Origin of the sequence: Burkholderia sp. WTPI3 (assembly GCF_021483755.1) — a bacterium.
Classification (GTDB): domain Bacteria; phylum Pseudomonadota; class Gammaproteobacteria; order Burkholderiales; family Burkholderiaceae; genus Burkholderia.
On sequence record NZ_JAGIXF010000033.1, the window covers coordinates 53,176 to 71,726 of the forward strand.

The 18,551-nt window shown below is 64.0% G+C and carries 20 protein-coding genes and 1 tRNA gene; 13 read left to right on the top strand and 8 right to left on the bottom strand.

From position 1 onward, the window contains the following. Nucleotides 1-73 precede the first annotated feature (73 nt). The gene (locus J7024_RS19250; protein ID WP_124828022.1) at nucleotides 74-1,234 is read right to left on the bottom strand and encodes an enolase C-terminal domain-like protein; all 1,161 of its coding nucleotides are present in this window, start codon (nucleotides 1,232-1,234) and stop codon (nucleotides 74-76) included. A gap of 510 nt (nucleotides 1,235-1,744) precedes the next feature. On the opposite strand from J7024_RS19250, the gene J7024_RS19255 reads away from it, so the two are divergent. From J7024_RS19255 to J7024_RS19265, 3 genes are all read left to right on the top strand, one after another. Continuing rightward, nucleotides 1,745-2,029 carry a hypothetical protein gene (locus J7024_RS19255; protein ID WP_124828023.1) on the top strand — a complete coding sequence of 95 codons (285 nt, stop codon included), beginning with the start codon at nucleotides 1,745-1,747 and terminating at the stop codon, nucleotides 2,027-2,029. 606 nt (nucleotides 2,030-2,635) lie between these two features. Continuing rightward, the gene (locus tag J7024_RS19260) at nucleotides 2,636-2,773 is read left to right on the top strand and encodes a hypothetical protein (RefSeq protein WP_175752281.1); all 138 of its coding nucleotides are present in this window, start codon (nucleotides 2,636-2,638) and stop codon (nucleotides 2,771-2,773) included. A gap of 270 nt (nucleotides 2,774-3,043) precedes the next feature. Continuing rightward, entirely contained in the window at nucleotides 3,044-4,141 is a 1,098-nt protein-coding gene (locus tag J7024_RS19265; protein ID WP_124828024.1) for a GlxA family transcriptional regulator, read from the top strand. A 196-nt stretch (nucleotides 4,142-4,337) separates the two neighbouring features. Here J7024_RS19265 and J7024_RS19270 read toward each other — a convergent pair whose 3' ends face one another. Further along, on the bottom strand, nucleotides 4,338-4,682 hold the full coding sequence (locus tag J7024_RS19270) for a cupin domain-containing protein (RefSeq protein WP_175761232.1): 345 nt from the start codon (nucleotides 4,680-4,682) through the stop codon (nucleotides 4,338-4,340). A 330-nt stretch (nucleotides 4,683-5,012) separates the two neighbouring features. Between J7024_RS19270 and J7024_RS19275 the strand changes: the two genes are divergently transcribed. From J7024_RS19275 to J7024_RS19285, 3 genes are all read left to right on the top strand, one after another. Then, a tRNA-Gly gene (locus tag J7024_RS19275) sits at nucleotides 5,013-5,087 on the top strand. An 85-nt stretch (nucleotides 5,088-5,172) separates the two neighbouring features. After that, on the top strand, nucleotides 5,173-7,131 hold the full coding sequence (locus J7024_RS19280; RefSeq protein WP_234745362.1) for a site-specific integrase: 1,959 nt from the start codon (nucleotides 5,173-5,175) through the stop codon (nucleotides 7,129-7,131). A 136-nt stretch (nucleotides 7,132-7,267) separates the two neighbouring features. After that, complete coding sequence (locus tag J7024_RS19285; RefSeq protein WP_234745364.1) at nucleotides 7,268-7,711, top strand: hypothetical protein; 444 nt, start codon at nucleotides 7,268-7,270, stop codon at nucleotides 7,709-7,711. Between the two features lie 453 nt (nucleotides 7,712-8,164). Here the strand turns inward: J7024_RS19285 and J7024_RS19290 are convergent, their stop codons facing one another. From J7024_RS19290 to J7024_RS19300, 3 genes are read right to left on the bottom strand one after another with little or no spacing between them, the layout of a single operon-like run. Continuing rightward, nucleotides 8,165-9,070 carry a hypothetical protein gene (locus tag J7024_RS19290; RefSeq protein ID WP_234745365.1) on the bottom strand — a complete coding sequence of 302 codons (906 nt, stop codon included), beginning with the start codon at nucleotides 9,068-9,070 and terminating at the stop codon, nucleotides 8,165-8,167. 4 nt (nucleotides 9,071-9,074) lie between these two features. Beyond that, a complete protein-coding gene (locus J7024_RS19295) occupies nucleotides 9,075-9,422 on the bottom strand; it encodes a hypothetical protein (RefSeq protein ID WP_234745367.1) in 348 nt (115 codons plus the stop codon). Further along, nucleotides 9,419-9,913, bottom strand: coding sequence for a hypothetical protein (locus J7024_RS19300; protein WP_234745368.1), 495 nt, complete (start codon nucleotides 9,911-9,913; stop codon nucleotides 9,419-9,421). The genes J7024_RS19295 and J7024_RS19300 overlap by 4 nt, the downstream gene beginning before the upstream one ends. Before the next feature lie 160 nt (nucleotides 9,914-10,073). On the opposite strand from J7024_RS19300, the gene J7024_RS19305 reads away from it, so the two are divergent. Together J7024_RS19305 and trmB are read left to right on the top strand one after the other, a co-directional pair. After that, nucleotides 10,074-10,787, top strand: coding sequence for a recombinase family protein (locus J7024_RS19305; RefSeq protein ID WP_234745369.1), 714 nt, complete (start codon nucleotides 10,074-10,076; stop codon nucleotides 10,785-10,787). A gap of 249 nt (nucleotides 10,788-11,036) precedes the next feature. Further along, nucleotides 11,037-11,804, top strand: coding sequence for a tRNA (guanosine(46)-N7)-methyltransferase TrmB (gene trmB / locus J7024_RS19310; RefSeq protein ID WP_124828038.1), 768 nt, complete (start codon nucleotides 11,037-11,039; stop codon nucleotides 11,802-11,804). A 112-nt stretch (nucleotides 11,805-11,916) separates the two neighbouring features. On the opposite strand, the gene J7024_RS19315 is transcribed toward trmB, so the two are convergent. The 3 genes from J7024_RS19315 to J7024_RS19325 form a co-directional block, all read right to left on the bottom strand. After that, on the bottom strand, nucleotides 11,917-12,747 hold the full coding sequence (locus tag J7024_RS19315; RefSeq protein ID WP_124828039.1) for an undecaprenyl-diphosphate phosphatase: 831 nt from the start codon (nucleotides 12,745-12,747) through the stop codon (nucleotides 11,917-11,919). A 78-nt stretch (nucleotides 12,748-12,825) separates the two neighbouring features. Beyond that, nucleotides 12,826-13,407 (bottom strand): DUF1439 domain-containing protein, encoded by a 582-nt coding sequence (locus J7024_RS19320; RefSeq protein ID WP_124828040.1) that lies wholly within the window; start codon nucleotides 13,405-13,407, stop codon nucleotides 12,826-12,828. Nucleotides 13,408-13,566: 159 nt separating this feature from the next. Continuing rightward, nucleotides 13,567-13,884, bottom strand: a complete 318-nt coding sequence (locus tag J7024_RS19325; protein ID WP_124828088.1) for a YkgJ family cysteine cluster protein — start codon at nucleotides 13,882-13,884, stop codon at nucleotides 13,567-13,569. A gap of 172 nt (nucleotides 13,885-14,056) precedes the next feature. Between J7024_RS19325 and hemN the strand changes: the two genes are divergently transcribed. From hemN to urtA, 5 genes are all read left to right on the top strand, one after another. Next, the gene (gene hemN, locus J7024_RS19330; RefSeq protein WP_234745370.1) at nucleotides 14,057-15,448 is read left to right on the top strand and encodes an oxygen-independent coproporphyrinogen III oxidase; all 1,392 of its coding nucleotides are present in this window, start codon (nucleotides 14,057-14,059) and stop codon (nucleotides 15,446-15,448) included. 72 nt (nucleotides 15,449-15,520) lie between these two features. Next, nucleotides 15,521-15,778 (top strand): hypothetical protein, encoded by a 258-nt coding sequence (locus J7024_RS19335; RefSeq protein ID WP_124828042.1) that lies wholly within the window; start codon nucleotides 15,521-15,523, stop codon nucleotides 15,776-15,778. Nucleotides 15,779-15,882: 104 nt separating this feature from the next. Further along, complete coding sequence (locus J7024_RS19340; RefSeq protein ID WP_124828043.1) at nucleotides 15,883-16,539, top strand: protein-L-isoaspartate O-methyltransferase family protein; 657 nt, start codon at nucleotides 15,883-15,885, stop codon at nucleotides 16,537-16,539. 11 nt (nucleotides 16,540-16,550) lie between these two features. Further along, nucleotides 16,551-16,874, top strand: a complete 324-nt coding sequence (locus J7024_RS19345; RefSeq protein WP_096503479.1) for a rhodanese-like domain-containing protein — start codon at nucleotides 16,551-16,553, stop codon at nucleotides 16,872-16,874. A 438-nt stretch (nucleotides 16,875-17,312) separates the two neighbouring features. Beyond that, a partial coding sequence (urtA, locus tag J7024_RS19350; RefSeq protein ID WP_234745372.1) for an urea ABC transporter substrate-binding protein occupies nucleotides 17,313-18,551 on the top strand: 1,239 nt, incomplete at its 3' end.

The following is an 18,551-nucleotide window of genomic DNA, read 5'->3' on the forward strand; positions in this document are numbered from 1 at the left end:
GTTCGTCGCGGTGATGATGCTCGGCTTTGCCGTGCGCTTCGCGATCGACGCGCGTTGAAACCGGCCATGCCGCTCAGCCGCCCGCCACCGCGCGAAACGCGCGATACGCGTGCGCATGCAGCTCGAAGCCGATACCCGGCACCTGCGGCGCATGCGCATACCCGGCGTCGACCGTTTCGCCGTGAGCGAGTCCGCTGAACGGATGAAACGAGAACGGATTGACTTCCGCACCGCCGAGCCCGAGCGCGGCCACCACCTGCAACGAGAACAGGTGGCCGCCGTGCGGCCAGAACGCATCGCGCTGCCAGCCGTTCGACACGAAGTGGTCGACGATCTGCAGGTAACCCGGCAGCCCGTAGCAATGAACCGGATCGAACACGAGGAAATCGCGCTCCTTGCGCAAGCCGCCGTAGCGCTCGAGCAGCTTCGCTTCCGCAAGCGAGAACAACGCTTCGCCGGCCGCGACGGGCGGCGCGTATTGCGCGGTCAGGCCTGCATGAAGCGGCAAGTCCAGCGGATCGCAGATGTCCTCGAACCACCAGAGACCGAACGGCGCCAGCATCGCGGCGGCCGCGCGGCCGCTTGCCGCGTCGTACGTGTTCATCGCATCGACCGCGAGATGCGCGCTGTCGGCAAGACAGCCGGCAGCGGCTTCGATACGTCGCCGGTCGCGATCGGGATCCGCGCCGCCGATCTTGATCTTCGCGTGCGTGTAGCCGAGATCGGCGATGCGGCGCATCTCGTCGGTCAGGCGCGCGAGATCGTCGTGCGGATAGCGATAGCCGCCGCCTGCGTAGACGCGCACACGCGGCGTCGACGTGCGCGCGAGCCGATCTGCGAGAAAGCAATGCAGCGGCAGGCCCGCGATCTTCGCGGCGGCATCCCAGATCGCCATGTCGAGCGTGCCGACCGCCACGCATCGCTCGCCGTGTCCGCCGGGCTTTTCGCCCGTCATCATCGCGCGCCATGCGCGAAACGGATCGAGGTTCGTGCCGGCCTCGTCGGCAAGCGCGTCCGCGGCGTTCAGCAGGCGCGGCGCGAATCGTTCGCGGATCAGCCCGCCCTGCGCGTAGCGGCCGACCGATGCATAGCCGTACCCTGTCACCGGGCGACCATCGCGCACGACATCGGTGACGACCGCGACGACGCTCGTCGTCAGGCCGCCCGACGGAATCGCCGGATCGGCATAGCGGGAAACCGGGATCGCTTGCTCGCGGATGTCGGTGATGCGCATGGTCGGGGTTCCGGGAAAACGTTCGGCTGTCGCATGCCGTCCACGCAATGCGGCCGGCGCGGCGAGCGGATCGCTGCATCATAGGCGCTTGCGCGATCTCTCGCAGACGTGCGGCCGGCGCGATTTCGTGGCGTCGTGGCGTCGTGGCGTCGTGGCGCTCGTTCGACGTCGTCCGAATCGCATCGCACGTCAATGGCGTCCGGATCCGATTTTCATCGTGCGCGGCGCGCGGGAGAGTTCATCGAAGCCGTTCGATGCGCGGCGCCGACACGACCGCGGATGCGATCGACATCCCGATGGACATCCGATACGAAGCGCGTATGATGAATTCGTCCGAGCATGTGTCATTGCACCCACCGCTCGCCCCGCCGTTTGCCCCCTTGCAGCGTCGCGCCTTCATCCGCACGCACTGTTGCCCCTTCACCCCCCACCTGTCGCGCCGCGCAGCGGCGATACCGGTCGGATGCGTTCGTCCGCGCGATTCGTCACGGCCGAACCGAGGAGTTCGTCATGAGCATGCATCTCTATCGCGGCTTCGAAATCTATCCGCTGATCTACCCGCACGTTACGGCCACCAACGGCAACGCGCACAACTACGACGGCGGCTTCGACGCAGCCGTAAAGATTTGCCTGCGCGACACCGCCGACACATTGGCCCGCAGCGAGACGTTCCGGCTGCTCGACAACGCACCGTTCGATTCGGCAGGTGAAGCGCGCCGGGCTTCCATCCGCTATGCGGAAGAAATCATCGACGGCAATCACGGCAAGCAACCGCTCTTCGCCGACACGCACTGACGCTGCGAGTCAACGCTATCCAGGCGGCACGCGAGCGCGTATTCCACGACGCCGGCCGACGCGGCCTTCCGGCTGCCCCGCTCTCGTGAGCGTCGTACGCGTCGTGAACCGCACGCCTCGCGCATCGTTGCGGAACGACTGACGTTCCGGAGCGAAGTCCGGTCGCTCTCTTCCCTTCCAGCGCATGCTCGACCTGCATCGGCCGCCAACCGCCGCCGCAGCGAGTCGACGCGCCGGCCGCGCATGCATCCACGCCACCGACTCGCGGATTCGGCAAAGGCCGCAGAGCGCAGATATCCGGGTGCGCGTCGATTTGCCTTTACCCCGTCGTTTGCCCGCCAGGGCCCGCGGTCACGCAAGATGTCGTCGTCGACCAAAAGTGCGTCGCATTTGTTATTGATGGCGGTCGGATATTTTCTAGATCGCGCGGTTTTGTGCCGACAAGATACATGTCGCCAGGCTGGCAACAGCGTTCCGACGCGCCGCGTCGCCATCCTGGAAAAGCGCAGTTCATAGGAACGCAGGCCAGACAATAGAAATATGGATTGGAGGATGACATGAACGGTGGTCACACGAGTCTGGCAACAGGCCTTAAGCAACGTCACGATGCGGTCGATCGCGGGCATGCCGATGACGATGTTCTCGTTCGTCGGCACCGAGATCGTGACGATTGCCGCGCGGCTGAACCAGCATAGCCGAGACGCGCAATCGAACCTCGGCCGTCGCGACGTATCGTCGGCCTGAAGACTGGCCCGAGGGTGAATGCAGACGCGGGAAACCGCTGCCTGCGCGTCGGTCGAGTGTGCGTCGCGCGCTTCGCCGACACCCATGGCGCAACGATGATTTTTTCGGCGCGGCCCGGACGATGACGTCCGGGCCGCGTCGTTCCCGGGGTACGCGGAACCCCGGGTCGAAGTCCGCGCCCCGTGTTGGCCGGCCTCTGCGATTCAGCTGGAATCGCGCTGGCGCCTTGTTCCGCTTCTGCGTCAGCAGTTACCCGATCAGTGCATCGTCATGACTCATCCAACGCCCGTTGCAAGCCCGCCGGAATCCGACAAACCGACGCGTATCCGGTTCGGCTTCATCCTGTTGCCGAATTTCACGCTGACGGCGTTCTCCGGCATGATCGACGTGCTGCGGCTCGCGGCCGATGAAGGCGACAACAGCCGGCCGGTCCGATTGTCATGGACGATCCTGGGAGACATGGACTCCCCCGTTCGCGCAAGTTGCGGCATTCAGATTCCCGCGTGGGAATCGTTGAGCTCGAATCAGGCATTCGACTACGTGGTCGTCGTCGGCGGGCTGCTGCATGCCCGCTCGGAACTCGACGCGGCCACGCTGGAATTCATTCGTGCGGCTGCGTCGGCGGGCTCGATGCTGGTCGGCATCTGCACCGGCGCGTTCGCGCTCGCGCGCGCGGGTGTGATGGCCGGGCATCGCATCTGCATCAGCTGGTTTCACTACTGGGACTTCATCGAGCGGTTCCCGTCCGTCGATGCGAACCTCGTCGTGTCCGACCGCCTCTATGTGCTGGACGGCCGACGCGTGACCTGCTCCGGCGGGCGGGCGTCGATCGATGTCGCCGCCGCGATCCTGGTCCGGCACATCGAGCCGTCGATCGTCTACAAGGCGCTTCGCATCCTGCTGGTCGACGGACGCAAGACGGTCAGCGCGCCGCAACCGCATCCGCCCGGTGTCGCGCCCAACGCGCATCCGAAGGTGAAACGCGCGATCCTGCTCATGGAGCAACACATCAGCCACTCGATTACGATCGACGAGCTGGCGCGCAGGCTGGATCTTTCGGCGCGGCAACTCGAACGCCTGTTCAGGGAAGCGACGGGCAGCGGGCCGGCCGCCTGCTATCGGGCGATCCGGATTCGTACGGCTGCGTGGATGCTGATGCATCTGGACAAGAACATTTCCGAGATCGCGGCGGGCTGCGGCTTTGCCGATGCGTCACATCTGGGGCGCGAGTTTCGGCGGGCGTACGGGATGTCGCCGAGCGCGTATCGCGAGCGTCAGACACCCAGGGCATTGAGTGAACTATCGGACCCGGCGCAGCCGGCCACCTCACTGGGCGAGCTGTTCCCGAATCGCCACGAGTTTTATTGAGTCGGTGTGGCCGGCTTGCCATCGGGGCTGAACTCCCGGTTCACGGGTACGGGAAAGCGGTGAAATCGTCGCATCGTTTGATGCGTGCGCGGCCCGTGCCGCCCTTGCCGCATGCAAGGGCCGGGACGAGAAACGCCGCGGACCGCGAGGATATCCGGACCGCGGCGATATGCGCCAGCTGGACCTGTAAGGCCGCTCAGGCGAACACGAAGTACTTGCGCGCCGTCTCCACGACTTCCCACGTTCCTTTCATGCCGGGTTCGATCACGAACACGTCGCCGGCCTTCAAATGCACCGCCTCCTCGCCTTCCGGCGTGATGATGCAGTAGCCGTCGAGGAAGTGGCAGTATTCCCATTTCTCGTAGTTCACCTCGAACTTGCCCGGCGTGCAGATCCAGGTGCCCATGATCTTGCTGCCATCCTTCGAGAGGTACGCGTTGAGGTTCACGGTGTGCGGATCGCCGCCGATGCGCTTCCACTTGGTCGCGTCAAGGACCGGGGTCGGGCAGGTTTCGCGCAGGACGGTGATGAAATCGGACATGTCGGCTCCAGACAAACGATCGGGTAAGAGGTCTGTCACGTTAGTTCGAAAGCAACATCGGGGCTTGCATGCTTCCGACACCGACTCGTCTAATTTCGACACCGGCGGGCTGGCGGGCGTGACGCGGACGGGTTGCGCTCGACGTTGAACGGATTCACGTGAGCGCCCCTGACGCTATCTCTGGTGCCGCCCCCCGTGACAGCCCCGCTCCGTTCGCGGAATCGCCGGGTTGGAATGGGGCCGCCATCGGGGAACGCGCAGTGCGTTTGCACATGGCCAAAATGCCTCGCTTGCAACACGGTCGCCAAACCCTGTAGAATTACGCGTTCTGCGGGCGTCGTATAATGGCCATTACCTCAGCTTCCCAAGCTGATGACGTGGGTTCGATTCCCATCGCCCGCTCCACCTCAAACCTAACCTGTTGATTTTCTTCCGGTTACGGTCCTGACAGCACGAACACTCCGCGAGACTACTACAGTGGTGGTCCGTCATGCAGGGTGTGTCCTGCCTGTATCGCCGTCCTAGCGGCATCTACGCTGTCCGTCTTGTTGTCCCTAAGCGGTTGCGCAAGTCCATCGGTAGGACGGAAATACACACGTCTACCGGCGTCCGAAGTCTGGCGGTTGCGAAGACTGAGGCGCTTAGAATCCAGCTTCACTGGCGCAAACACTTTCAGGCGATGGACGCGGAAAAACTCAGGAACGAAAGCCCACTGATTGCTGGCGACGGGATGATTTCCGTCACGGCGGCGGCGGACGCTATCGGCATCTCACCCGGCGCACTCGCTGGCGAACTGCTCAATGACCGGGCGCAGGTGTATGCGCACGTTCAAGGTCTCCCCTGTTGGTCGGTTCCTGACTTGAACGAGATCGAGCGCGACTATGACGGCGGACTTATCCTGAATGACGTTGAGGCCAAAGGCGTCCGGTCGATCCATTCCGGCATGGTGCGGTTCCTCGATAACCGTGCGACGCTTGGCCGGTTCGTCGTAGGTGAGAGGTCCGTAGAGTCGGTTTTGCGGCTCGGTGAGCGCGCCGCCGTCATTCTGGATGACGAGCTGGAAGTGTCGCTGGCTGAGTGCGTCACGACGAAAGCCGCCGTCGCACAAGTGCGTGCTCGCCTTGCCTCAGCTATGCCGCCAGCGAGCGCCGCCGTGCGACCTGCCACGACGATGCCGCCCGCGCCGCCAGCAAGCCCCGCTGTGACGCCAAGCATAGCAACGCCCATCATCCACGATGCAATCACGGCGCGGCAGGGCTCCAAGCGCTTTTCAGACCTGTTCGAGCTTTACAAGCAGGACCGGAGCTGGAAAGAAGAACAGACCCGCCGCATGACAACCGAAGCCGGTCTGTTCAAGGACTTGATGGGCGATCCAGCGCTGGGCGACATCGAGAAAGAGACCGTGCTGGAGTTCGCGCGCCTGCTGGCTCTACTGCCGACAGACATCCACGACGCACGGCGCAAGTATCGTAGCGAGACCGGAGAGACCAAAACCCTCCACGAACTGATAGAACTCGCCAAGCGCGACGGGCTGAAACGCAAGAATGAGGAGACGGTGAAACGGCACGTCGGGAACGTTAGCCAGATTCTCGGCTACGGCGTCAAGGCGGGCTTGATGCACTTCAATCCGGCATCGAGCTACAAGCGCGGGCGTAGTGTTGGCACGGGTTCGCGCGCACAGGACGACCGGCAGCAGTTCGCGCCTGACGAGCTGGAGCGCATCTTTTCACAGGACTGGTTTGTGCGTGGCGCGGGAACCGTTAGAGCGGACGGCTCCACGCACTGGCGACCGCACTACTACTGGCTGCCGCTCTTGGGCCTGTTGACCGGCGGGCGTATCAATGAGCTGTCACAACTCTACCTAGACGACATACGGCAGTCCGAGAAGGGGGTTTGGTTTGTGGACTTCAACCTTGACGGTGACAAGGTGGAGGACGTGTCCGACAAGTCACTAAAGACGGTCAACGCCGTTCGCGTCGTGCCGCTCCATGCAGAGCTGGTGCGTCTCGGCTTGCCCGAGTATGTCGAGCGGCTGAGGCGTGCAGGTCATACCCGTCTGTTTCCAGAGCTGAAGCGAGACCCGGTGAAGGGCTACGGCAAGCCCGCCGGATCGTGGTTTAACGAGCGCTTTCTCGGCAAGAGGCTCGGTATCGAGCGCAACGGGATGAAGACGTTCCACTCGTTCCGGCATACGTTCGTTACAGCGCTTGATCGGCTTGAGCTGCCTGAGCGCGTGATGACGCAATTAGCCGGGCATGAGCGCGGCAAGACGCAGAGCGGGAAACGCTATGCGAAGGACCGCGACGCCGACGAGTTGGCAGAAATTTTTGCCCGGTTGCACTTCCCTGCACTCGCTGGCGTAGCGCCGTTCAGGATTGACGATGCTCTCGCCGCGATCAAATGGGCAGCGCGTCAGAAGGTGGCGGCGAGCCGACGCGAACGGCGCTAGGTGAGACCAATCAGGGTCCGCCCCTTTTGGGTTCGCTTATACTCGCAATCGCATCCGCTGGTGCGCGGATCGAGTGTCCAAATATGAGCGGGGTAAAGCGGCCCCGCGTTCGTTGATAAAAGTCGGTAGCGAGACAATGAACAAAAAGGCGAAGGGGAAATGCTGTCCAAGCTGCGGGGCGGATCAGTTCAAGAAGGCTTCTCTGGTTCATGCGGAGGGCGTTGGAGTGACTGCGGGAGCGCTCGCGGGGTCGGCTGGAGTAAATGCCGGGATCGGTATCAATGCGTCGGGCCTGGCGTTGAAGGCCGCGCCGCCCAAGCGGGGTGGCGCTTTCAAGAACTTCTTTTGGCTTCTCGTTATCTGGGCAAATGGTTTCGCGTTCGGGCCGAAATGGCTTGGCCTCGACGCGGATACTAGCTTCCCGGTGTGGTGGTTCTTTGGCGGAATTCTGACGATGATCGCCGTCGTTGCGGCCAATCGCTCGGAGGCAAAGACGGCTCACGCTGCTGCACTCGCCGAGTATGACAAGGTCTATATGTGTCTTCGGTGCGGGACGTTCTACAAGCCGTTCGAGGAATGAACCGGCAGCCGGAGCGTATGAACACATACACTCCGGAGCCAGTTGTAACCCCCTCATGGAGCCGTGCAGGCTTGTCGGGAGCGTCCGCGTCCGGATGCTCCCTGTCGGCGCTCTCTTGCGCGTCGTATAAGGTTTCGTCAAAAAACGCTGCCAGTTGAAACACGGTATCCCTTCGAGGTCGGCTGTTTTTTCTAGGGGTTTGTTACCGGTTCGCGCCGCCCGTTTTTGTTGCGTGGCGGCAGTGCTGCGTTTCATCCTCTCGGGGCCGGGTGTCGCTTTGCTTCACCCCTTCCCATGTTCCTGTGAATGAAGGGAATGCAGCATGAGGGACTGTGCGTCAGTGCTGCATGCATATGGTTTACAGTTATTAGGCCCGCCAGACCACCTCTAGGCCCAGCAAGAGCTGGGCGGGATTAAGGTCGTTTTTTTCGCCCCTTTTTTTGGAAAGACCGATCAGAGCTTCAGGTATCGCAAGGCGTCCTTTACCGCGCGCTGAAGCTCGTCGTCCGCTTGCAGGTGGCTGCTCTCGCTTCGTAGGCGTTGCTTCTTGTCGCGCTGCCCTACTGACCGGAAGCTGTGCAGGCCGCGTTCCGGCGTTGCGTCTTTCAAGCGCCTGTTGATCTTGATCGCCTCCAGCCTGAACCGATCCCCTTTGGCTTGTATCTCGGGATCAACGGGCGTGCGGAACCGGAAGAAGCGCGCAAGGTTCGTGAACTTATATCCATCAAGGTCCGCCAGCTTGACTAAGCCGGTGTTCTTGAGTGCATCGCCTTGCAAGGTGACCTCGACGCGTGCGCGCCATTCGTTCGGCGGAAGCAGTTGGCCGCCATCCGTGCGCTTCCAGTAGCACTGCCACGACACGTCATCCCCTTTGTTGCCTTCGCGATAATTTAGAAGTGGGTCTAGCCGCGCTCCCTGCACATCCATGAAGCGATTGGCCCAGACTTGAGGATCGAACTGACGGGGTTTGCTTCCGTCCGTCAGCAAGCTCGATTGCAGGCGACGGGTCATTTCGATAGTTGATGCGTCGCGCTCCACCTCTCCGGTATGCAGGAAGTCGCACGCGACCTCAATCGCGACGATTTCCGGTTCGTGGGTGAGCGGATACCGTGCCGCGAATTCCGCCAATACCTTACTGAGCGCCGCGTAGTTATTCGCCAACCGGTCGGTTGCGCGCACAACGAACGTATCCGCTACACCACCGGGGCCATCGTCAATAGCGAGGACGTAGAGCTTCCCCGCGCCCGCTGCATCGAGCGCGGATTGGACGTGCTGGAACTGTGTTGGACGTGAGGTGCGAAGCCTCACGTCCAACCAGTCCACACAAGCCTTTCGCCGGAAATTCTGAAGCGCGGCCATGATGCTATGCGCGCGCGGCCAGAGCCGGAGCGGTTGCGATTTTCTGATGCCGCCAGTTGATATCGGTATCGAATTCGACAGCGAACCCTTGCGGCGCTTGCTTCGCGACGGCGAGCGTTGTAGACGCGTGGACGTTTCTGATAAACGCCTTGATTGCACTGAGGGCATACATAGGACGCCATGCACGCCCGTCGTGGTATCGCACGGCAGGCGTGAGCACATGACCGCACACATCGGTTTTGCCCTTGCGCATGTCTGCAAGAGCGTCATCCCATGACCGCATCGCGCCGAGAAAGTCGCGCAGGATCAAGGCGGTTTCGCCTGCCGGATAGATGGTTTCCTTGACCTTCATGCGTGCGCTCCCTTTGCGTTGGCGGCGTTCTGGCGTTGCGCGGCATGGCCGAATTCCAAAAGCTCACGGCCAATCGCTTGAGCCTCTTCCGGCGAGAGGACAAACACCATGAGGGGTTCTTTGATGACGAACTGCACGACCGCACTATTTTCGCTTGGGGCAAGGGCGGCCTGCGCGCCTTTCCATTTCCGCCCCAAGCCCGTGCTACCCGGCTCGCCTAGACCGAACGCCTGTAGAGCCTGCTTTGCGCGACCGGACAAGGGCATCGCCCCGGTCTGCATCCGGCGTTCGAATTCAATGAACTCGGCCAAGTCCTGAGGCTTGTAGTAGGCGGGGCGTCCTACGTGGACGACCGGGACGCGATAGACGACGCTCCGGGATTGATTTCGGTTGTTGCGAAGCCAGAGCGCCCATTGGCTCTCCGATTTCGTCGGAAGCTCTTTCGCCAGATGTTCGGCTGCTGCCTGAGTGCTGAGAAGTTCGTCAGCCATGATGGATTTCACCCGCAATGTTGTTTAGCTAACGACATGCTATCAATAATCCATAACGAACACCATATAAGATTCGATATTGATTCGTTACGATCAAGGTCGTATACTGGCCTCACATTAAACGTTCGTCTCGTCGTGAGGCCACTTGCAGGAGCATGGAATGGCACAAGGGAAATTCGTCGCTTACTACCGGGTCAGCACGGCGCGTCAGGGCGCGTCCGGTTTGGGTCTCGACGCACAGCGCGAAGCGGTTGCCCGCTACCTGAATGGTGGCGAATGGGAATTGGTGGGCGAGTTCACTGAGACAGAGACCGGCAAGGGTGCGAACGCACTGGAGAAGCGCCCGCAGCTTCGTGCCGCGCTTGAACTGTGCAAGCGTCGTGGCGCGACGCTCATCATCGCCAAGCTCGACCGGCTCGCCCGTAACGTGCATTTCGTGTCCGGTCTGCTGGAAGCCGGGTGCGATTTCGTAGCCGCCGATATGCCACAGGCGAACAAGGTCATGATCCAGATGCACGCCGTGATGGCTGAGTGGGAGCGCGATCAGATCAGCAAGCGGACAAAGGACGCACTGGCGGCGGCAAAGGCGCGCGGCGTGAAGCTCGGGACGGCAGGAGCCGCGAACCTCAAGCCGAACATGGAGGCCCGCCAGCAAGCCGCTGATGCCTTTGCAGCACGGTTGGCGGGGATCGTGGCAGGGTTCCGCGCCCGGAACCTCTCTCAGCGTGACATGGTGGCCGAATTGAACGTGCTGGGGATCAAGACGCCAAACGGCAGCCAGTGGCACCGAGGCCAACTCTGCCGACTGCTGGAACGTATCGAAGCGGCGAACATGCGGCAACAGGCAGACGCCAGCACCGCGCCGACGGTCTGATATACTCCGCGCTACATTTGTTGGTTCCAGCGGGCGATGTCGCCCACCGGATGTTCCTTTGTAATCAAAGCTTTGCGTAGTGTTCGAAGCGAGGGTTCCATTCCCATCGCCCGCTCCACTTTCTGCTGCACTGCAGCCTGCGCATGAGCCGCCTCGTCGAAGGCGGCTTTTTTGTAACATGTGTCGGTTCATCCGCCACACTGCCGCGCAACGGGGCCCTCGCCCGAACCGAGCCTTTCTCTGTCACCGATGATGCACGACGATCCGAACGAAGCCGGCCAGCCGCCGCACGATGCCGCCCTTCCCGACGAAGCCGCCGATGGCGCCGACGAAGTCAATCCGCTGCACCGCCGCCGCATCCGCAGCTTCGTGACGCGCGCCGGCCGCGTGTCGACCGGCCAGCGCCGCGCGCTCGACGATCTGGGCCCGCGCTTCGTGGTGCCGTACGCACCGGAAATCCCGGACTGGGACGCCGTATTCGGCCGCAGCGCGCCGCGCATCCTGGAGATCGGCTTCGGGATGGGCGCATCGACCGCCGAAATCGCCGCACACCGGCCGGGCGACGACTTCCTCGGCGTAGAGGTGCACGAGCCTGGTGTCGGCGCGCTGCTGAAACTGATCGGCGAGCAGGACCTGCCGAACATCCGCATCATCCAGCACGACGCCGTGGAAGTGCTCGAGCACATGCTCGCGCCGGAAAGCCTCGACGGCGTGCACATCTTCTTCCCCGATCCGTGGCACAAGGCACGCCACCACAAGCGCAGGCTGATCCAGCCGCCGCTCGTCGCGCATCTCGCGTCGCGCCTGAAGCCCGGCGCGTACCTGCACTGCGCAACCGACTGGCAGAACTATGCGGAACAGATGCTCGAAGTGCTCGGCGCCGATCCGTCGCTCGAAAACACGGCCGCTGACTACGCGCCGCGCCCAGACTATCGCCCCGTGACGAAGTTCGAACGGCGCGGGCTGCGGCTCGGCCACGGCGTGTGGGATCTGGTGTTCCGCAAGCGCGCCGGCTGAATCCCCGCCACAGCGGCGCATCGCACGCGTCGCGTCGCGCCATGAAAAAACGGCCCGACCGGCATCTGCCGATCGGGCCGTTTTGCATGGAAGCGCCCGCGTCACACCGGCGTCACGCCCAGTTCAGCCACCCGCTATAGCCGACGAGCAGCACGAACAGGCCGAACGCGATCCGGTACCACGCGAACACCGTGAAATCGTGCGTCGCGACGTAGCGCAGCAGCCAGCGCACGCAGACGAACGCACTGACGAACGCCGCGACGAGCCCGAGCGCGAACAGGCCGAGCGAGTCGACCGTGAACGCCTGCCAGTCCTTGACGGTTTCATAGAGCGTCGCGCCGAAGATGATCGGAATCGCGAGGAAGAACGAGAATTCGGTCGCAACGCGCCGGTCGAGGCCGAACAACATCCCGCCGATGATCGTCGAGCCCGAGCGCGACATGCCGGGCACCAGCGCGAAGCATTGCGCGATGCCGACCTTCAGCGCATCGAGCGGCGTGAGCGCATCGACCGACTGCACGCGCGGCGGCTCGCTGCGCTCGCGCTGCCGCGCCTCGGCCCACAGGATGATCGCGCCGCCGACGACGAGCGCGAACGCAACCGGCACCGGCGAGAACAACACGGCCTTGATCTTCTTCTCCAGCAGCAGGCCGAGCGCGATCGCGGGAATCGTCGCGATCACGACGTTCAGCGTAAAACGCCGCGCGTCGGGCCGTCCCGGCAGGCCGGACACGATCGATACGATCCGTTGCCGGTATTCCCAGCAGACGGCGAGGATCGCGCCGAACTGAATGACGACGTCGAAGGTTTTCGCGTGCGCGTCGTTGAAGTTCAGAAAGCTGCCGGCAACGATCAGGTGACCGGTACTCGACACAGGGAGGAATTCCGTCAGCCCCTCGACAACGCCGAGGATTAATGCCTTGCAGATCAGGATCCAGTCCATCCGTGGCCCAACTCCGAAATGTTCGAAAGAAAGGGCCACACTACCGCCGCGGCCCACCCGGCCGCGCGCGGTGCATCGTCACTTTTCGACGATAGCCACGCGTATGCCGTTTGTAAGAATCGTAATTGTACCGGGTTCGTAGTTCACACCGGCAAATTGCAGTTGTTCGGGCTTGAACGTGTAGATCGGATAATTGGTCAGGACCTGCGTCGCGAGCAGGCCGGCGGCCGCACCGACCTGTTGCGCATACATCTGCGCGTCGCCGTCGAGCACGAGGCTGTCGACGGCCGGCGCCTTCAGCACGACCGAGCGGCTCGGCGCGTCGTACGCGAGCTGGCCCGACACGGTGAACTTGCCGCTCACGGGCTCGCGCAGGAACGGGCTCGCGAAATGTGCGTCGAGCTGCACGGCGACGCGGTTCTGGTCGGGCAGCAGGTTGACGGCCGGATTCGCGAGCGACACGTCGACGACCTGCGCGACCGTCTTCTGGTACGGAAACTTGCGCGCGACGGCTTTCTGCACGTCGCCGCGCGAGAACGTGTAGTGATCGGGGATGAACGGGAACGTCGACGCGCAGGCGGCGAGCGATACCGACACGCCGATGGCGCCGGCGCAGACGGAGAGGAAACGGCGCCGGCCGGGCGCGCAAGGTGCGGTCATGCTGGAAATCTCCTGTGTCGGGCGGAGCGGCAGGCTGGCTATCGGCTCCAGCCCATGGCGGGGCAATGGACCAAAGTTAGTGCTGCGGCGCGGGCTGGCGGTTCCATGCGTGTGCTGACGGCTTCGAATGCGGCGAACGCCCGGCGCGGCGGCGGCGCGTCACCGCGCCGGGCGGGCGCCCCCGGACGGCTGCGTCGCGACTTCGAGGCGCGTGAGCCAAGCAAGCGCGTCGTCGCGCGCCGCGCCGCACATCTCGGCGGACGGCTGCAGCCCGGAACAGCAGGCGGGCCGCTCGGGCCGGCCGAAGATCCGGCAGCGCAGGTCGTCGCCGAGCTGCACGCAACGCACGCCGGCCGGCTTGCCGTCCGGCATGCCCGGAATCGGGCTGGAAATCGACGGGGCGATGCAGCACGCGCCGCAGCCCTCGCGACACGCATGCGGCGGCGGGACATCGGCGGGCGCCGGGCGAACAGGCATTTCGACGGACACTCGGCTCTCTCGTACGATCAACAAAAAACGGTGCGGCAACCGGACGCGGGGTGCGGCAGCCCACCGCGCATTGTGCCACCGCCGGCTGCGACGTTATTACACAATGCAGCCCGAACGCGCGTTTATATACTCGAAAGCATCCAGAAAGCGCGAGACCACCATGAGTTCCGGTTCTGCCGACACGATGTTCCGTCCCGATCTGCTTGCGAAATACGGCGCGAACGGGCCGCGCTATACGTCGTACCCCACGGCGCTGCAGTTTCGTGACGATTTCGACCCGGCCGACTACGTGCGTGCCGCGAGCGACCCCGGTGCGTCGTCGAGCGAGCTGTCGCTGTACGTCCACATCCCGTTCTGCAACACGGCCTGTTTCTACTGCGGCTGCAACAAGATCACGACGAACAACCGCCGCCGCGCGCGCCCGTACCTCGACCAGCTGAAACGGGAAATGGCGCTGCAGGCCGCGCTGTTCGACCCCGCCCGCCCGGTCACGCAGCTCCACTGGGGCGGCGGCACGCCAACCTTCCTGTCCGACGCCGAAACGGCCGAGCTGATGGCCGCCACCCGCGAACACTTCACGCTCGCGCCGGATGCCGACGCCGAGTTCTCCATCGAGATCGACCCGCGCACGGTCACGCCCGCGACGCTCGTCCACCTGCGCACGATCGGCTTCAACCGGCTGAGCCTCGGCGTGCAGGACTTCGATCCGGTCGTGCAGCAGGCGATCAACCGGATCCAGCCGCTCGCGATAACGGCCGACCTGCTGAGCGCCGCGCGCGCGACGGGCTTCCATTCGGTCAGCGTCGACCTGATCTACGGGCTGCCGCACCAGACGGTCGCCGTGTTCGCGCGCACGCTCGAGACGATCATCGAGCTCGCGCCGGACCGGCTGTCGGTGTTCGGCTACGCGCACATGCCGAACCTGTTCAAGATGCAGCGGCAGATCGACGACGCGACGCTGCCGCCGCCCGCCACGCGCATCGCGCTGCTCGGCCTCGCGATCGACATGCTGACGTCCGCCGGCTACGTGTACATCGGGATGGACCACTTCGCGCGGCCGTCCGACGAGCTGGTGCGCGCGCAGCGCAACGGCACGCTGCAGCGCAATTTCCAGGGCTACAGCACGCGGGCCGATACCGATCTCGTCGGCTTCGGCGTGTCGTCGATCGGCAAGGTCGGCGACGTCTACGCGCAGAATGCGAAGGACCTGCCGGCGTATGGCGCCGCGCTCGACGCAGGCCGGCTGCCGATCGCGCGCGGCGTGCGGCTCACGCCCGAGGATCGGCTGCGCCGCGACGTGATCACGCAGCTCATGTGCAACCTCGAACTGCCGTTCTCGCATATCGAGGCCGCGCACGGCATCCGCTTCGCCGATCACTTCGCACGCGAGCTCGACGCGCTGCGCCCGTTCGAGCGCGACGCGCTGCTGACGATCGCCGCCGACCGCCTGACGATCCATCCGGCCGGCCGGATGGTCGTGCGCAATATCGCGATGGCGTTCGACGCGTATCTCGGCCAGACACCGCAGCAGCGCTATTCGCGCACCGTCTGACACCGCGCGGCCGCAGGCGGGTGGCCGGTTTGATACAGTTAGGGGCTCGACGCCCCTGCAAGAACCCGCCCCATGCGCACCACCAAAGCAACCAACGCAGTCGAACGCCTGAAAACCCGCTCCGGCAACCCGCAGTTCGCAGCCGTCGCGGTGGCCGGCGGCCTGTTCTACCTCGTCGACCGCTCCGGCGGCACCGCCGAGAAGCGCTGCGCGCCGCTGCCGCTCGACGAATTCGTCAAGTTCGTCGACGAATTCGGCCCCAAAAAGCCGCGCAAGGCGAGCAAGCTGGATCTCGCATTCGAAGCGCAGATCAAAAAGAGCAAGGGGTAAAGGTCTGTTGCACGCGGCCGGCAGGCGTTGCCGACGCCCCGTTTGGTACAATCACGAAGTTTCTCCATCCCCGCTGACGGCCGACCTGGCTGCGTGACCACACCATGAATATCGAAAACGCGCGTTTCAATATGATCGAACAACAGATCCGGCCGTGGGACGTGCTGGATCTCGACGTCCTGGGTCTGCTGTCGATCGTCAAGCGTGAAAAATACGTTTTGCCCGAACATCGCGATCTCGCGTTCGCCGACATCGAGCTGCCGCTGCCCGGCGGCCACGCGAAGATGCTGTTCCCGCGCGTCGAAGCGCGCGTGCTGCAGGAGCTGGCGGTCAAGAAGCACGAGAACGTGCTCGTGATCGGCGCGGGCTCCGGCTACCTGAGCGCGCTGTTCGCGCACCGCGCGCGACACGTGACGGCGATCGAGATCGATCCGGCCATCGCGAAGTTCGCGGAAGAGAACCTGCGCAACGACGGTGTGACGAACGCGGAAGTCCTGCTCGGCGACGGTTCGCTCGGCTGGGCGGACAAGGCACCGTACGACGTGATCTGTGTCGCCGGCGGCCTGCCGCTCGTGCCGCAGCAATTGCTTGAGCAGCTGAAGGTCGGGGGCCGCCTGTCGGCATTCGTCGGCGGCCGCCCGGTGATGAAGGCGCAGATCATCACGCGCATCGACGACAAGCAGTACCGTGTCGCCGACGTGTTCGAAACCTACGTCGACCACCTCGTGAACGCGATCGAACCGTCGCGCTTCAAGTTCTGAGCGGCGGCCCCATGCAGATCCTGACGCCCGCGATGCTCGCGGAATGGCTTCGCGATTCGGCACGTCCCGCGCCGATCGTGCTCGACGTGCGCGAGCCGTGGGAAATCTCGACCGCGCAGATCGCCGGCAGCATGTCGATCCCGATGCAGCAGATCCCCGCGCGCAGCGAAGAGCTCGACGACGAAGCGGAAATCGTCTGCGTGTGCCATCACGGGATGCGCAGCGCGCAAGTCGCGATGTTCCTCGAATCGCGCGGTTTCACGAAGCTGTACAACCTGCAAGGCGGGATCGACGCGTGGTCGCGCGACGTCGATCCATCGGTGCCGCGCTACTGAGCACCTGACCTTCCGGTGGCGCATCGCGCGCCGCCACGTCGACCGGCACGTTGCTGCCGGTCGCACCGATCCGCCGAACGGGCGCGCATGGCGCGCCCGTTTCTGTTTTCGCCCTGCCCCACTCCCCGCCCCCGTAGCACGCGATGAAGATGTCGCGCGGTCTCGCTGCCCGCGACAGGCGCCACATCGCGCATGCCGGCCATCCGGCGATGCCCGCGCTCGAACACGAACGCACGCCGTGCACCATTTGCGCCCCCACGCGCGCACCGCAACAGGTCGCGCATGCTGCACGACGCGTCATGCGCACCGCGCCGACGCCCCGCGCCCTCCCGCACAGGCACGCCCGGCGTGCATCAGCGCGACTGGCACATGCCTTGCGTAACCCCGATGCAGGCGCCGTCGCGGCGCACGCCAATCCAACACGTCAAGGGGAACCCGATGAAACGTCGCAGTCTGCTGAAGTTCGGTTCGATGGCTGGTGCACTCGCGCTGGCGGGCAAGAGCCCGTTCGCGCATGCAGCCGATGCGGGCACGGGCCCGATCAAGGTCGGCATCCTGCATTCGCTGTCGGGCACGATGGCGATCTCCGAAACGTCGCTGAAGGACACGGCGCTGATGACGATCGCCGACATCAACAAGAACGGCGGCGTGATGGGCCGCAAGCTCGAGCCGGTGGTCGTCGATCCCGCGTCGAACTGGCCGCTGTTCGCGGAGAAGGCGCGCCAGCTGCTCACGCAGGACAAGGTCGCGTGCGTGTTCGGCTGCTGGACGTCGGTGTCGCGCAAGTCGGTGTTGCCGGTGTTCGAGGAGCTGAACGGCCTGCTCTACTACCCGGTGCAGTACGAAGGCGAGGAAATGTCGCGCAACGTGTTCTACACGGGCGCCGCGCCGAACCAGCAGGCGATCCCGGCCGTCGAGTACCTGATGAGCGCGGAAGGCGGCAGCGCGAAGCGCTTCTTCCTGCTCGGCACCGATTACGTGTATCCGCGCACGACCAACAAGATCCTGCGCGCGTTCCTGAAATCGAAGGGCGTGAAGGACGCCGACATTCAGGAGGTCTACACGCCGTTCGGCCACAGCGATTACCAGACCATCGTCGCGAGCATCAAGAACTTCGCGCAAGGCGGCAAGACGACCGTGGTCTCGACGATCAACGGCGATTCGAACGTGCCGTTCTACAAGGAGCTCGGCAACCAGGGGATCAAGGCGACCGACGTGCCGGTGGTCGCGTTCTCGGTCGGCGAGGAAGAACTGCGCGGGATCGATACGAAACCGCTCGTCGGCCATCTCGCCGCGTGGAACTACTTCATGTCGGTGAAAAACCCGACCAACACGAAGTTCAAGGACCAGTTCGCCGCGTGGGTGAAGGCGAACAACCTGCCGGGCGGCGCGAAGCGCGTGACCAACGATCCGATGGAGGCGACCTATGTGGGCATCCACATGTGGAAGCAGGCCGTCGAGAAGGCGAAGAGCACCGACGTCGACAAGGTGCGCGTCGCGATGATCGGCCAGACGGTTGCCGCGCCATCGGGCTTCACGCTTGCGATGGACGGCAACCATCACCTGCACAAGCCGGTGATGATCGGCGAGATCCGCGGCGACGGGCAGTTCAACGTCGTATGGAAAACGAAGACCGTGGTCCGCGCGCAGCCGTGGAGCCCGTACATCGCGGGCAAC

Excerpts from the sequence above, each read along its gene's own strand:
- J7024_RS19250 (WP_124828022.1), bottom strand. The coding sequence starts at position 1,234 with ATGCGCATCACCGACATCCGCGAGCAAGCGATCCCGGTTTCCCGCTAT.
- J7024_RS19255 (WP_124828023.1), top strand. The coding sequence starts at position 1,745 with ATGAGCATGCATCTCTATCGCGGCTTCGAAATCTATCCGCTGATCTAC.
- J7024_RS19260 (WP_175752281.1), top strand. The coding sequence starts at position 2,636 with ATGCGGTCGATCGCGGGCATGCCGATGACGATGTTCTCGTTCGTCGGC.
- J7024_RS19265 (WP_124828024.1), top strand. The coding sequence starts at position 3,044 with ATGACTCATCCAACGCCCGTTGCAAGCCCGCCGGAATCCGACAAACCG.
- J7024_RS19270 (WP_175761232.1), bottom strand. The coding sequence starts at position 4,682 with ATGTCCGATTTCATCACCGTCCTGCGCGAAACCTGCCCGACCCCGGTC.
- J7024_RS19280 (WP_234745362.1), top strand. The coding sequence starts at position 5,173 with ATGCAGGGTGTGTCCTGCCTGTATCGCCGTCCTAGCGGCATCTACGCT.
- J7024_RS19285 (WP_234745364.1), top strand. The coding sequence starts at position 7,268 with ATGAACAAAAAGGCGAAGGGGAAATGCTGTCCAAGCTGCGGGGCGGAT.
- J7024_RS19290 (WP_234745365.1), bottom strand. The coding sequence starts at position 9,070 with ATGGCCGCGCTTCAGAATTTCCGGCGAAAGGCTTGTGTGGACTGGTTG.
- J7024_RS19295 (WP_234745367.1), bottom strand. The coding sequence starts at position 9,422 with ATGAAGGTCAAGGAAACCATCTATCCGGCAGGCGAAACCGCCTTGATC.
- J7024_RS19300 (WP_234745368.1), bottom strand. The coding sequence starts at position 9,913 with ATGGCTGACGAACTTCTCAGCACTCAGGCAGCAGCCGAACATCTGGCG.
- J7024_RS19305 (WP_234745369.1), top strand. The coding sequence starts at position 10,074 with ATGGCACAAGGGAAATTCGTCGCTTACTACCGGGTCAGCACGGCGCGT.
- trmB (WP_124828038.1), top strand. The coding sequence starts at position 11,037 with ATGATGCACGACGATCCGAACGAAGCCGGCCAGCCGCCGCACGATGCC.
- J7024_RS19315 (WP_124828039.1), bottom strand. The coding sequence starts at position 12,747 with ATGGACTGGATCCTGATCTGCAAGGCATTAATCCTCGGCGTTGTCGAG.
- J7024_RS19320 (WP_124828040.1), bottom strand. The coding sequence starts at position 13,407 with ATGACCGCACCTTGCGCGCCCGGCCGGCGCCGTTTCCTCTCCGTCTGC.
- J7024_RS19325 (WP_124828088.1), bottom strand. The coding sequence starts at position 13,884 with ATGCCTGTTCGCCCGGCGCCCGCCGATGTCCCGCCGCCGCATGCGTGT.
- hemN (WP_234745370.1), top strand. The coding sequence starts at position 14,057 with ATGAGTTCCGGTTCTGCCGACACGATGTTCCGTCCCGATCTGCTTGCG.
- J7024_RS19335 (WP_124828042.1), top strand. The coding sequence starts at position 15,521 with ATGCGCACCACCAAAGCAACCAACGCAGTCGAACGCCTGAAAACCCGC.
- J7024_RS19340 (WP_124828043.1), top strand. The coding sequence starts at position 15,883 with ATGAATATCGAAAACGCGCGTTTCAATATGATCGAACAACAGATCCGG.
- J7024_RS19345 (WP_096503479.1), top strand. The coding sequence starts at position 16,551 with ATGCAGATCCTGACGCCCGCGATGCTCGCGGAATGGCTTCGCGATTCG.